Below are 11,190 nucleotides of genomic sequence, written 5' to 3' on the forward strand. Positions count from 1 at the left end.
ACGCAAAAAAGGCGGCCGAGCCGCCTTTTCCTGGTTTGCGAAGGGCCACCCTCAAAGCGCCTTCTTCACCTTGTCCTTCACGTCGCCGTAAGCCTTCTGCATCTTGCCGGTCGCCTTGTCGACGTCGCCTTCGGCCTCGGTGCGCCTGTTGCCGGTGGCCTTGCCGGCGGTCTGCTTGACCGAGCCCTTGGCTTGCTTGGCAACGCCGGCAACCTGATCCTTGTTCACCATCTCGCATCTCCTGAACCGTTCGCCTGGAGAAACGGTCGCGGATCGCTTAGGTTCCGGGTTCTGCCCGTCGATTGGGATAGCTTCCGGCCGCGAAGCCGACAGGATAGGGTGCGCGAGAAGCCCGAACAGACAAGGCCGGAGGGACAATGGCTGAATTCACGCTCTTCATCGGCAACAAATGCTTCTCGTCCTGGTCGCTGAGGCCATGGCTGGCGATGAAGCATCTGGAGATCCCGTTCGAGGAAGGTCTTGTGCGCCTGCGCACGCCCGAGACCGCGGCCAATCTGGCCAGGATATCGCCGACCGGCCAGGTGCCGGTGCTGAACCATCGGCTGCCGACTGGCGAGGTCCGGATCGTCTGGGAAACCCTTGCCATCCTTGAATATCTTGCTGAGCTGTTTCCCGAGAAAAAGCTCTGGCCGGCCGACATCGGCGCTCGTGCGCTGGCCCGCTCGGCGGCGACAGAGATGCATTCGGGCTTTCGCGAGGTCCGCTATGGCTGGCCGATGAATTTGCGCCGGCCGAAAGGCCACAGGCCGCTCGACGCCGAAGGTGAGGCGCAACGGGCGCGCATCGAGGATTTGTGGCGGCAATGCCGCGAAAAGCACGGCAAAGGCGGCCCGTTCCTGTTTGGCCATTTCACCGCGGCCGACGCCATGTACGCGCCGGTCGTCACCCGCTTCGACACCTATGGTGGCACGCTGGCAACCGATACCCGCGCCTATGTCGACGCCGTGCTTTCGATGCCGGCGATGCGCCACTGGTATGCCGAGGCGGCGAAAGAGCCTTGGCCGGAGCCCGGCCCAGACGAGTAGAACCAAGCAAAGCCGGTCTTCCACTTCGCGGCCCGCGGCCTATCTGAAGATCGGGCAGGGGCCTTGGAGATTTCACAATGACAGCTGTTTCTTCCGCACTGGCCGGCAAGGTCGCGCTTGTCACCGGCGCCTCCTGGGGCATCGGCGAGGCAACGGCTGTGGCGCTGGCCGCCGCCGGGGCCAAGGTTGCGATTGCCGCACGCCGCGCCGATCGTCTCGAAGCGCTGGCCGCGCGTATCGAAAAGGCCGGCGGCACGGCGCTCCGCATCGAGGCCGACGTCACCAGCAATGACGATGTCACGGCCATGGTCGACAAGGTTGTCGCCGAATGGAGCCGTCTCGACATCCTCGTCAACAATGCCGGAGTGATGCTTCTGTCGCCGGCCGCCGAGGCGATGCTCGACGACTGGCGCCGCATGGTCGAGCTCAACCTGCTGGCGCTGATGGGCGTCACCAAAGCGGCGCTGCCGCATCTGAGGGCCGCCAAGGGTCACATGTCAATGTCTCGTCGGTCGCCGGCCGTGTCGCCAATCCGGGCGCCAGCGGCTACGCGGCAACCAAGTTCGGTGTCGTCGGCTTTTCCGAATCGCTGCGCCGCGAAGTCTACGCCGACAAGGTTCGCGTCACCGTCATCGAGCCCGGCCTGGTGCGCACAGAGCTCGGCGACCACATCACCAATCCGGCGTTCAAGGCTGATCTGGATAAGCGGCTTGCCGCCATGGAGGCGCTGACCGCCGAGGACATCGCCGCGGCCATTTTCTACGCCGTGAGCCAGCCGGCACATGTCAACGTCAACGAGATCGTCATCCGCCCGACCGACCAGGAACGGTGAACGGCGTCAGATATTTCGCTACGCTTCGAATCCCGCTCGCAGGAAATCGCCACACTCCTCGACCAGCCGCGACGGGTCCCTCGCGAGATAGACGCCGAAATCCGCCATCGGCACCGGCGGCAGGTTGAAGCGTCCGTTGAGGCTTTGGCAGTCGGGCGGTAGTCCTTCCTGCAGCAGAAGCCCGATGCCAAGCCCGGCCCTCAGCGCCGAGATCAGTGTCGCGAAGGTCGACACGCGGCAGCCGATCTTCCAGCCGATCCCGGCCTCGGCGAGCGAGGCCAGCATCCTGTCCTGCCAGGAGCAGGCGCCTTCGAAGATGATCAGCGGAAGCTCGACCTCGTCATCGATCTCGATCATGCGGCTTGCCGCCCAGACCAACTGTCGTGACAGATGGCCTCGCGGCGCCTTTGTGAAGCGCGCCGGATCGGCCATGACGATGTCGCATTTTCCTTCGCCCAGCGACTTGCTGAGATCGCTGCTGCTGGCCGACGTCAGCTCGATCTCCACGGAAGGATGCCGGCGGCGGAAGTCGGCGATGATCAACGGCAGCCGTGTCACCGCCAAATCTTCGACGATGCCCAGCCGGACACGGCCGACCAGCCTGCGGCCTTCTATCTCGCGCCTGGCATCGTCGCCGATCGCGATGGCCTTGCGGGCGAAGGCGAGCAGGATCTCGCCGGCCTCGGTCAGCGTCACGCCGCGCGGCGAACGGCGCAGCAGCTCGGCTCCGACTTCGCCCTCGAGGCGCTGAAGCTGCATGCTCACCGCCGCCTGCGTGCGGGCAAGCCGATCGGCGGCCCGGCTCACCGTTCCCGTATCGGCCACGGTGACGAAGGCGCGCAGCAGCCGGACGTCGATATCTCCAGTCATAAGAATTCCTGATAGCTGTGTCAGCACTATCAGGCTATCCGAAAGCCCGATCTGAATTCAAGGTCCGCTCGCGCCAACGAAAACAGGAGCAGCCACCTTGTCCTACAGAAGAAGATTTGAGGGGCTCGGTGTCGCCTGGCCGTCGCTCGATCGGCCTGCTTTGCCGTTCTCGCCGACGGCTCGGGTCGCCGACATCGTCTATGTCTCCGATCAGATCCCCGAGATCGGGCAGGAGATCGCTGCGATCGGCCAGGTTGGCGCAGAGATCGATCTGGCCGCGGCGCGGAACGCCGCCCGGCTCTGCGCGGCCAACATCGTCTATTGGCTCGACAAGGAACTGGACGGCAATCTCGACCGCGTCGTGAAATTCGCCAAGCTGACCGTCTATGTGAACGCGGCGGCCGGCTTTGCGGCCTATTCGGAGGTCGGCAACGGAGCATCCGAATTTCTGCTCCATGTTTTCGGCGAGCGTGGCGAGCATGCCCGCTGCTCGCTCGGCATGGCCGGCTTGCCGGCCAATTTTCCGGTCGAAGCCGACGCCATTGTGCATGTCCGCTGATGCACGCCCAAAGCATGCACTCAGGGCTTATCCGGGAGTGCGCAGCGAAACCAGGGGAGGCTTGGCTTGATAAGTACAAATTTTGAGGGGCGGAAGGCGCTGGTTCTCGGCGGAGGCAAGGGCCTGGGTTTCGGCGTCGCCGAAGCGCTCGCGGCGAAAGGCGCCGAGATCATCCTGGCCGGACGAGGGAAGGAGACCCTGGATGCGGCGCGGCGCGCGATCGAGTCCGCCGGCCCCGTCTGCTCGACCTTCAGCGCCGATCTTTCCGATAACGACAGCGTCTCCCGGCTGATCCGTGCCATCGAGGACGAGCATCAGCGGATCGACATCGTCCTGCTCAATGGCGGCGGCCCGCCGCCCTTCGCGGCCAGCGTCTTCGATGCGAGCGTCTGGGAGAAGCAGTTCACCAGCATGGTGCTGAGCCAGATGCGCATCGCCATTTCTTTCCTGCCAGGCATGCGGTCGCGGCGCTGGGGGCGCATCATCGCCGTTTCCTCCACGTCCGTCCGCGAGCCGATCCCCGGCCTCACCGCTTCGAATGCGTTGCGCGCGTCGCTTGCCGGCTGGGCCAAGACGCTGGCCGGCGAAGTGGCGGCGGACGGCGTCACCGTCAACCTGTTGCTGCCTGGCCGTTTTGCGACGGACCGGACGAAACAGTTCGACGCGATGGACGCCGCCGACAGGGGTGTGGACGCTGCTGTGATCGCCGCCGAGAGTCAGGCCGAAATCCCGGCAAAGCGCTACGGGACCCCCGCCGAATTCGGCGCGGTTGCCGCATTCCTGGCCAGCGACGACGCCGCCTATATCACCGGCGTGGCTTTGCCGGTGGATGGCGGGTTCAGCCGGGCCATGCTGTGAGGGGCAGGGTGCAGCGGCGCGAATGGTCGCATCACAGGAACGCCCCTCGTGCCTTTTATCTGCGCGGGGGGCGTCCTGTTTGTCGTCCGCCTCTCTCAAGATCGCTCTTTCAAGAACGGCTTTCGACACCGAAAGAATGCCCGCGGTGCCAAAATGGTTCCCGGCTGATTGGTTTTTTCGGCGGGCAATAGCCCGGCTTTCGCCGTCCGATGTGCTGGCGCGGGCCGCCGCCGCGCGTCTCCGCGAGTGTGGAAAATCAAAAAAATTGACACAACGCGCAAAGAAGTCTATAAGAATTTTGTCGATATTTGTTTGACCGACTTTTGTTATCCGCGTGCTTAGGCGCGCCTTTGGCGAACTTCCCCCATCAAAATCGAGACAAACGTTGTTGTGCATCCGCATGACGGCGAACGAATATTTGCCATGGAAAGGGTTCGTTATGAGCACAGGCACAGTTAAATGGTTCAACGCCACCAAAGGTTTTGGTTTTATTCAGCCTGACGACGGTTCTGCCGACGTTTTTGTCCACATCTCAGCCGTCGAGCGTGCCGGAATGCGCGACATCGTCGAGGGCCAGAAGCTTGGCTACGAGATGGTCCGCGACAACAAGTCGGGCAAGATGTCCGCCGACCAGTTGAAGGCGGCCTAAAACGGAATTAAGCCTCACCGGTGACCACAGATGTACTGGCACCGGTGAATGGCAAATTCCAGCGCATGATCGCGGGGATGTTAAGTCCCCGCTCATGCGCATGAGAAGAACGTTTCCTTGCGCGTCTCTCGGGATGCGCGGGCGCTCTCATGGAAGGTCAGGCGGTGCCTGGCCTTTTTCATTTTTGCGCTTCGATCGCCGAAAGAGCGCCGCTCGACGGCCCGGACGTGCTAAGGACGTTCCAGCAATTTGAAACCGGCTGCCGTATTGCTTTGTGCGGGATCCTGGCCGAAAGACCAGTCTCGCCACTTTTCGGCGGCGTGCTCCGAACCGGGAGAAAGACCTTGACCGCAACTTCAAAGAAACCCCGCGACCAGGCCGAATCCATTTTCAGCAAGACGCGGACCCAGTCGATGTCGCTCGACCGCATCAATTCCGAACGGGATGCCGTCAGCCAAGCCCGCGAAGCCAAGACCGCGCGGCTGCGCGAATTGCGCCTGGAGAAGGAAGCCGACGACATGGCGGCGGCGGTTGCGGTCGCGGCCTCGCCGAAACGCGCAGGCAAACGCTGATGGCCACCAAACGCGTGCCTCAAAAGGCGATCGCCGCAGATTCGACCATCGCCGATGTCGTGGGCGAACTAGACAAGCCGGTCGAATATGTCCGGCGCGTGCTCGAAAAGCTCGAGCGCTGCAGGCGTGTCCACGGCGATGCCCAGGTTCGGCTCGGCGTGCGCGGTCGTGCCGAATGCCCCAATTATCTGATCGAATACGTCCGGGAAAACGCCAAGACCCGCGAGCGCGTGACCTTTCAGGATGCCGCCTACAGCGGCAGTACGCATCGCGAGCTGGCGCCCCGGCACATCGAGGAAGCCAGGAACTGGTCGCCCGAAGAAATGAACATCACGGCCGTTTCGGCGCTCATCGGCCGCCTTCGCAATCCGAATGCGCCATCATCGCGTTTCTCTGACGAGGATTGATATGGCAATCAAGTTTTCCGCCAAGGGCCAGCCGGCAGCGCCTGCTGCCGCCGTGAAGCCGGCCAAGCCGGCGGCCGCGCCAAAAACCGGCGAAGCCGCCGAAGCGGGCACCGATCTGTTCAGGTCGCCGGCGGAAGCACCGCCGCGCAAGCCCAAGAAGAAATAGCGCCCTTGCAGCAAAATGCCGACCGGAAATCTGCGCCAAGGCTGCTTGCCCTGGCGGTCGCAGAGGAGTTTTCGTCGCCACAAGAGGGCGCCGGTCCGATTGCCTTCGATTGCCAGACCTGTGGCGCCTGCTGCGCCTACTCGTCCAGATGGCCGCGCTTCTCCACCGAGGATGACGCGCAGCTCGACCTTATCCCGCAAAAATACGTGGCTGCCGACGAAGCCGGTATGCGCTGCGACGGCGCGCGCTGTTCGGCACTGTGCGGCGAGGTCGGCAAGTCAACGGCCTGCGGCATCTACGACATCCGCCCCGACGTCTGCCGCGCCTGCATGCCGGGCGATGACGACTGCCTGATCGCGCGTCGGGCTCAAGGTCTGCCGACGCTGTAATGACGGCCCTCGGGCTGGCGTCTCAGTTTGAATTTCGTCAATCAGATGCGCGAAAGTCGCTGCGGTAGAGGCCGGGCGATCGTCCGGTCAATCGTTTGAATGCCTGCGAGAACGACGGCACCGATTCATATCCGACGGCGTGCCCGATCTCGCCAATGTTCTGGTTCGTTTCCCGCAGAGCCTTGGCGGCAAGGTTCATCCGCCACCGGGTCACATAGGACAGCGGCGGCTGTCCTACCAGTTGAGCGAAGCGACGCGCGAAGGTGGCCCGGGACTGTGCTGCGCCGCTGGCAAGGGAAGCGATGGTCCAGGGATTGCCCGGCCGCTCGTGGATCAGGCGCAAAGCCTGCGCAATGCCTTTGTCGCGCAAGGCGCCAAACCATCCCCCTGTTCCGAGTGGCTGATGTTCGATCCAGGCGCGCAACAAGAAGATCAACGTGCTGTCGAGAAGGCGTGGGGCGACAATGTCGTGGCCGCCGAGATCGGCTTTCGCTTCGACCTGCAGAAGTTCCAGGGCAAGCCGCAGCGGCTCGCTGGTGTCGATCTGATTCCGGGTCAAATGAATCAGCGGAGGAAGCAGCGAAACCATCGGATATGGCCCGACGCCGTCGAGTGAATATCTCGCACAAAGAAGAGTTGTCGCGCCGCTTTCGCTTTTCGGTTCCGCTCCGCTCCGATTTGCGGAAAGGACGGCGGATATCGATGCCGTCGGTGCATCCGCCGGATTGCAAAGGGCATGCCCGATACCGCTCGCGACAAGGATGACATCTCCCTCGCCTAAGCGGATCGGCTCCCTTTCACCGGCTAACCGCAGCCAGCATTCGCCGTTCTGTATGACGTGGATGGCGGCATTCCTTGTCGGATCCACCGAAATACCCCATGGCCGATGCAGGGTCGCGCTGCCGATCATGGCGCTGCCAAATCTCAGCGAAGCAAGAACTTCGGACAAGGCGTCCATGAGAACCATCCTCCAACGATGAATAGGACGACGCTATTAGACGATTGGATAAGAATCTAGTGGAATAGCGTATCGACCATCTCACAATCGCAACAGATCATGTTGGCAATGTCGGCGTGCGGACGCTCCTGTCCACACCGGGCAGAAGCAGGCACGGGAAGGAGCAAAACATGCGTGACGAACCATCAAATCCATTTCCAGCCGAGAGTCATAATTCGCTCGAGACCAACAAGACGATCGTCCTGGACTTCATCGACAAAGCAGTAAACCAAGGCAACATCGAAGCTGCTTCGATGCATTTTGGCGAACGCTACATCCAACACAATCCGAACATTGCGGATGGTGCGGAAGGCTTCAAAGCCTATCTGCAGCAGCTCAAACAGTCATTTCCCCTCGTGAAGGGAGAGGTGAAGCGGATTTTTGCCGAAGGGGATTTCGTCATCGTGCACATGCACGCAAAACGCGAACCGGAGGAGGAGGGCTTGGCCATTGTCGACATTTTCAGGCTGAAGGACAGCAAGCTGGTCGAACACTGGGAAGTTCGGCAGCCCATCGCGGATAGCAAGCTGCACGCCAATAGCATGATCTGAATGCGGACAGGCTCTCAGGCTGGCTTGTGCCCGCACGTTTCGCTGATTACGCTGCCGGCGGCGGGGCCAGCACCGGGAGACCATCTGTGAGCATCGAATTTCTGTTGACGTCGCTGATTGTCGTGGCTTCGCCCGGCACCGGCGTTCTCTATACGCTGAGCGCCGGGCTTTCACGTGGTGCGCGCGCCAGCATCATTGCCGCTTTCGGCTGCACGCTCGGCATCATTCCGCACATGGCGGCCGCCATCACCGGCCTCGCGGCACTGCTGCATACCAGTGCCGTCGCCTTCGAGACGCTGAAATATCTCGGCGTCGCCTACCTGCTCTACATGGCCTGGAACACGCTGAAGGAGAAGGGCGGCCTGAGCGTCGAAGAAAATGTTGCGCCGCGCTCGGCCGGCAAAGTGATCACTTCGGGCATCCTCATCAACATCCTCAATCCGAAGCTGTCGATCTTCTTCTTTGCCTTCCTGCCGCAATTCGTCAGCACCACCGAACCGCATGCGCTGTCGCAGATGCTGGAGCTCAGCAGCGTCTTCATGCTGCTCACCTTCGTGGTCTTTGTCGGCTACGGCGTTTTCGCGGCGTCAATCCGCAGCCATGTCGTGTCGCGGCCAAAGGTGCTGACCTGGATGCGCCGTACCTTCGCCGGAGCCTTTGTCATGCTCGGCGCCAAACTGGCGCTGGCGGACCGGTAGACAGGAAGGTCGCGGGCAGCGCAAATCTATCCTTTGACATAGCCCATGGCCTCGACGATCTGCCCGTCCGCCACGCGCATCAGGTTGACGCCGCGCAGCGAATTGCCGTCGGCCATCCAGTAGCGCCAGCGGATCGTCGCCCGGTCGCCGGCGGCGAAAGTTTCTTCGATGTCGAAGCGCGTGCCGGGTCCGGTCGCGATCGCCGACCACAGTTCGACGCAGGCGCCCTTGCCGATGCGGCGGGCGCCGTCCGGGGCCGGCGTGGTGTTCTCGATCACGCAATCTTCCGCCACCAGATCGTCGAGCGCCGACGGGTCGTGGCGCTGGAAGACGTCGTTGTAGCGCCGCATGATCTCGGCCGTTTCGGCGGAGCGTTTGGCCGCGGCGATGTCGATGACAAGTTCCTGTGTCATTGGATATTCCTTCCCTTCAGTGATCGGTAGCGGTTTCGACGAGGCGGGCCTTGAGCGTGATCACTGCGACGCCGGCCAGCGCCCGCGACACGAGGCAGCTCTCCTTGGCCGTCTGCGCCAGCCGCTCGAACTCCCCCGCCGCCAGCCCGGCGACGCTTGCCTCGGTCTCCAGCTTGATACGGGTCAGCGTCGGTCCGGCCGCGGTGGCGCCGAGATGCGCTTTCGCGATCGTGCGGATGCGTGCGGGAGTGTAACCTTCGCGGCCGAGGATGGCGCTCAGCGCCATCGAGAAGCAGCCGGCATGCGCCGCGGCAATCAATTCCTCGGGGTTGGTGCCGGGACCGTTCTCGAAACGCGACGGGAACGAGTAGGCGCCTTCGAAGACGCCGCTGCCGAGCTTCAGCCGGCCCGAACCTTCCTTCAACGATCCCTGCCATTGGGCCTCTGCTTCACGAATGGTCATTGTGTCTCTCCTTTGATTTGAGGGGTCGATCAGATTTTGGGGCGGACCAGTCAGGCGCTGTCGACGACCACTTTCCCGAAGACGTCGCCTTGGCGCGCAGCATGGCTTCGAGGTTGGTGCGATTGCCGACGAACAGGCGGCTGATGGTGGCGAGGCTGCGCTGGTAGACCGGGCCGGGAATCTGCACCGTCCCGCCTTTCGCATCCTGGATGGTGAGAAGCACGATTCGCCCGTAAAGCGCGCAGGCGATCATCGATTGCGCGAAGGTCGGCGGGCCGCCGGTCTCGACGACGAGGTCGATGCCGCCGGTCTGCTCGCGCATCGCAGCACCCCATTCCGGCATGTCGGCGGTCGAGACGACGAGGTCGGCACCCAGCGCCTGCAGCCGGTCCAGCTTCTCGTTGCGCGAGCTGACTGCCACGACACGGCAGCCGAGCAGCTTGGCGAATTGCAGCGCAAATAGCGCGACGCCACCTGAACCGATGACAAGAACCCATTGGCCGGGCTTCGGCATTTCGGCCGCCGTCACGGCATTCCAGGCGGTCAGGCCGGCGCAGGTTAGTGTCGCCGCTTGATGCCAGTCGAGATGATCGGGAAGCCGCACCGCCCATTGCTCGTCGAGCACGGCGTATTCGGCCAGCATCCCGTCCAGCGTGCAGCCAAGCTGGTCGATCAGACCGGCATTGATGCGGCCATCGATCCAGCGCGCAAAATAACTGCCGGTGACGCGGTCGCCGACGGCAAAGCGGGTGACGGCCTCGCCGACGGCAACGACTTCGCCGGCACCGTCGCTCAGCGGGCTAACGCCTTGGCGCGGCGCCAGCGGGTAGGTGCCGTTGAGGATCATCGTATCGCGGCGGTTGAGCGAGGTGGCGCGGACACGCACGACGATCTCGTGCGGCTTCGGCGTCGGCTGCGCCTCGTCGCGCATCACCAGGCACTTGGTCCCGCAGGTTCCTTCAAGACGATAACTGCGCATTTGCCTCTCGATATGTAGACTGATCTACATATTATGTAGACCGATTGTCATATTCGAGGCAAGGCCTATAATGCTCACTCCTGACAGAGGTTGACATGGCGAACGACACCCGCACCCGCATACTCGAGACGACCGGGCTGCTGCTGAGGCAGCGCGGCTACCACGGCACGTCGCTCAACGATATTTTGAGCGCCTCAGGCGCACCGAGAGGTTCGCTCTACTTTCACTTTCCGGGCGGCAAGGACCAGCTGGTCATCGAGGTGACGCGCGACAGCGTCGCCGATGTGACGCAGAGGCTGGACGCCGCACTCGCTGCCGAAAAGGATCCGGCGGTGGCTGTCCACCACATTTACCAGTCGGTCGCCCGCATGTTGGAGGACAATCGGTTCACGCTCGGTTGCCCGATCGCGCCCGTGGTGTTGGACTCGCCGACAGACGTGCCGGAACTGGCCGAATTGTGCCGGTCCGCCTTCGAGCAGTGGATAGGCTTGCTCAGGGCGGCCTTCGTCAGGGCAGGGGTGCCCGAGCGCCGCGCGTACGCGCTCGCATTGCTGGTCGAATCATCGCTGGAAGGGCTGATGGTGATCGCACGCGCCACCCACGACCGCGCCCCGGTGCTGGCGGTAGCCGATGAGGTCGCGGCGCTGATTGAGGGGGCATTGCCGGCCAAGAGTGCCGCTGCCGCGGTGCATTGATATCGCCGCTTGAGCCGGGGCAGCCCGCTATGAAGCAAACAAAAAG

At 63.0% G+C, this 11,190-nt stretch carries 17 protein-coding genes and 1 pseudogene; 12 read left to right on the top strand and 6 right to left on the bottom strand.

Annotated features, from left to right (window positions below; all coding sequences use genetic code 11):
• Window positions 1-51 precede the first annotated feature (51 nt).
• Window positions 52-231 (bottom strand): CsbD family protein, encoded by a 180-nt coding sequence (locus NKI70_RS08815; protein ID WP_254820647.1) that lies wholly within the window; start codon window positions 229-231, stop codon window positions 52-54.
• 146 nt (window positions 232-377) lie between these two features.
• Here NKI70_RS08815 and NKI70_RS08820 point away from each other — a divergent pair, with 146 nt between their 5' ends.
• The gene (locus NKI70_RS08820; RefSeq protein WP_352468360.1) at window positions 378-1,046 is read left to right on the top strand and encodes a glutathione S-transferase family protein; all 669 of its coding nucleotides are present in this window, start codon (window positions 378-380) and stop codon (window positions 1,044-1,046) included.
• Between the two features lie 77 nt (window positions 1,047-1,123).
• Window positions 1,124-1,878: pseudogene (locus NKI70_RS08825) on the top strand (SDR family NAD(P)-dependent oxidoreductase).
• An 18-nt stretch (window positions 1,879-1,896) separates the two neighbouring features.
• On the opposite strand, the gene NKI70_RS08830 reads toward NKI70_RS08825, so the two are convergent.
• On the bottom strand, window positions 1,897-2,748 hold the full coding sequence (locus NKI70_RS08830) for a LysR family transcriptional regulator (protein WP_352724473.1): 852 nt from the start codon (window positions 2,746-2,748) through the stop codon (window positions 1,897-1,899).
• 97 nt (window positions 2,749-2,845) lie between these two features.
• Between NKI70_RS08830 and NKI70_RS08835 the strand changes: the two genes are divergently transcribed.
• The 7 genes from NKI70_RS08835 (at window position 2,846) to NKI70_RS08865 (ending at window position 6,348) form a co-directional block, all read left to right on the top strand.
• Entirely contained in the window at window positions 2,846-3,307 is a 462-nt protein-coding gene (locus NKI70_RS08835; RefSeq protein ID WP_352724474.1) for a RidA family protein, read from the top strand.
• 66 nt (window positions 3,308-3,373) lie between these two features.
• Window positions 3,374-4,165 (top strand): SDR family oxidoreductase, encoded by a 792-nt coding sequence (locus tag NKI70_RS08840; RefSeq protein WP_352569747.1) that lies wholly within the window; start codon window positions 3,374-3,376, stop codon window positions 4,163-4,165.
• Window positions 4,166-4,604: 439 nt separating this feature from the next.
• Window positions 4,605-4,814 carry a cold-shock protein gene (locus NKI70_RS08845; RefSeq protein WP_010915421.1) on the top strand — a complete coding sequence of 70 codons (210 nt, stop codon included), beginning with the start codon at window positions 4,605-4,607 and terminating at the stop codon, window positions 4,812-4,814.
• Between the two features lie 344 nt (window positions 4,815-5,158).
• Window positions 5,159-5,386, top strand: a complete 228-nt coding sequence (locus NKI70_RS08850; protein WP_352468355.1) for a hypothetical protein — start codon at window positions 5,159-5,161, stop codon at window positions 5,384-5,386.
• On the top strand, window positions 5,386-5,793 hold the full coding sequence (locus tag NKI70_RS08855; protein WP_292664441.1) for a hypothetical protein: 408 nt from the start codon (window positions 5,386-5,388) through the stop codon (window positions 5,791-5,793). Before NKI70_RS08850 ends, NKI70_RS08855 begins: the two co-directional genes overlap by 1 nt.
• 1 nt (window position 5,794) lies before the next feature.
• The gene (locus tag NKI70_RS08860) at window positions 5,795-5,959 is read left to right on the top strand and encodes a hypothetical protein (RefSeq protein WP_023722752.1); all 165 of its coding nucleotides are present in this window, start codon (window positions 5,795-5,797) and stop codon (window positions 5,957-5,959) included.
• 50 nt (window positions 5,960-6,009) lie between these two features.
• On the top strand, window positions 6,010-6,348 hold the full coding sequence (locus NKI70_RS08865) for a YkgJ family cysteine cluster protein (RefSeq protein WP_352468390.1): 339 nt from the start codon (window positions 6,010-6,012) through the stop codon (window positions 6,346-6,348).
• Between the two features lie 37 nt (window positions 6,349-6,385).
• Here the strand turns inward: NKI70_RS08865 and NKI70_RS08870 are convergent, their stop codons facing one another.
• Complete coding sequence (locus NKI70_RS08870) at window positions 6,386-7,315, bottom strand: AraC family transcriptional regulator (RefSeq protein WP_352724475.1); 930 nt, start codon at window positions 7,313-7,315, stop codon at window positions 6,386-6,388.
• Between the two features lie 161 nt (window positions 7,316-7,476).
• Here NKI70_RS08870 and NKI70_RS08875 point away from each other — a divergent pair, with 161 nt between their 5' ends.
• Both NKI70_RS08875 and NKI70_RS08880 read left to right on the top strand, forming a co-directional pair.
• Window positions 7,477-7,896 carry a nuclear transport factor 2 family protein gene (locus NKI70_RS08875; protein WP_352517837.1) on the top strand — a complete coding sequence of 140 codons (420 nt, stop codon included), beginning with the start codon at window positions 7,477-7,479 and terminating at the stop codon, window positions 7,894-7,896.
• 86 nt (window positions 7,897-7,982) lie between these two features.
• Entirely contained in the window at window positions 7,983-8,594 is a 612-nt protein-coding gene (locus tag NKI70_RS08880) for a LysE family translocator (RefSeq protein ID WP_352578272.1), read from the top strand.
• 26 nt (window positions 8,595-8,620) lie between these two features.
• Here NKI70_RS08880 and NKI70_RS08885 read toward each other — a convergent pair whose 3' ends face one another.
• From NKI70_RS08885 to NKI70_RS08895, 3 genes are read right to left on the bottom strand one after another with little or no spacing between them, the layout of a single operon-like run.
• Window positions 8,621-9,007 carry a nuclear transport factor 2 family protein gene (locus tag NKI70_RS08885; RefSeq protein ID WP_352699153.1) on the bottom strand — a complete coding sequence of 129 codons (387 nt, stop codon included), beginning with the start codon at window positions 9,005-9,007 and terminating at the stop codon, window positions 8,621-8,623.
• 16 nt (window positions 9,008-9,023) lie between these two features.
• Window positions 9,024-9,470 (bottom strand): OsmC family protein, encoded by a 447-nt coding sequence (locus tag NKI70_RS08890; RefSeq protein ID WP_352699151.1) that lies wholly within the window; start codon window positions 9,468-9,470, stop codon window positions 9,024-9,026.
• A complete protein-coding gene (locus NKI70_RS08895) occupies window positions 9,457-10,449 on the bottom strand; it encodes a zinc-dependent alcohol dehydrogenase family protein (RefSeq protein ID WP_352724476.1) in 993 nt (330 codons plus the stop codon). Before NKI70_RS08895 ends, NKI70_RS08890 begins: the two co-directional genes overlap by 14 nt.
• Window positions 10,450-10,544: 95 nt before the next feature.
• On the opposite strand from NKI70_RS08895, the gene NKI70_RS08900 reads away from it, so the two are divergent.
• The gene (locus NKI70_RS08900) at window positions 10,545-11,144 is read left to right on the top strand and encodes a TetR/AcrR family transcriptional regulator (protein WP_023677598.1); all 600 of its coding nucleotides are present in this window, start codon (window positions 10,545-10,547) and stop codon (window positions 11,142-11,144) included.
• The last annotated feature ends 46 nt before the right edge of the window (window positions 11,145-11,190 follow it).

Source organism: Mesorhizobium sp. M0500, from assembly GCF_040321165.1.
In the GTDB taxonomy this organism is placed as follows: Bacteria; Pseudomonadota; Alphaproteobacteria; order Rhizobiales; family Rhizobiaceae; genus Mesorhizobium.

Coding starts and splice junctions, on each gene's coding strand:
- NKI70_RS08815 (WP_254820647.1), bottom strand. CDS start 231: ATGGTGAACAAGGATCAGGTTGCCGGCGTTGCCAAGCAAGCCAAGGGC.
- NKI70_RS08820 (WP_352468360.1), top strand. CDS start 378: ATGGCTGAATTCACGCTCTTCATCGGCAACAAATGCTTCTCGTCCTGG.
- NKI70_RS08830 (WP_352724473.1), bottom strand. CDS start 2,748: ATGACTGGAGATATCGACGTCCGGCTGCTGCGCGCCTTCGTCACCGTG.
- NKI70_RS08845 (WP_010915421.1), top strand. CDS start 4,605: ATGAGCACAGGCACAGTTAAATGGTTCAACGCCACCAAAGGTTTTGGT.
- NKI70_RS08855 (WP_292664441.1), top strand. CDS start 5,386: ATGGCCACCAAACGCGTGCCTCAAAAGGCGATCGCCGCAGATTCGACC.
- NKI70_RS08860 (WP_023722752.1), top strand. CDS start 5,795: ATGGCAATCAAGTTTTCCGCCAAGGGCCAGCCGGCAGCGCCTGCTGCC.
- NKI70_RS08870 (WP_352724475.1), bottom strand. CDS start 7,315: ATGGTTCTCATGGACGCCTTGTCCGAAGTTCTTGCTTCGCTGAGATTT.
- NKI70_RS08875 (WP_352517837.1), top strand. CDS start 7,477: ATGCGTGACGAACCATCAAATCCATTTCCAGCCGAGAGTCATAATTCG.
- NKI70_RS08885 (WP_352699153.1), bottom strand. CDS start 9,007: ATGACACAGGAACTTGTCATCGACATCGCCGCGGCCAAACGCTCCGCC.
- NKI70_RS08890 (WP_352699151.1), bottom strand. CDS start 9,470: ATGACCATTCGTGAAGCAGAGGCCCAATGGCAGGGATCGTTGAAGGAA.
- NKI70_RS08895 (WP_352724476.1), bottom strand. CDS start 10,449: ATGCGCAGTTATCGTCTTGAAGGAACCTGCGGGACCAAGTGCCTGGTG.
- NKI70_RS08900 (WP_023677598.1), top strand. CDS start 10,545: ATGGCGAACGACACCCGCACCCGCATACTCGAGACGACCGGGCTGCTG.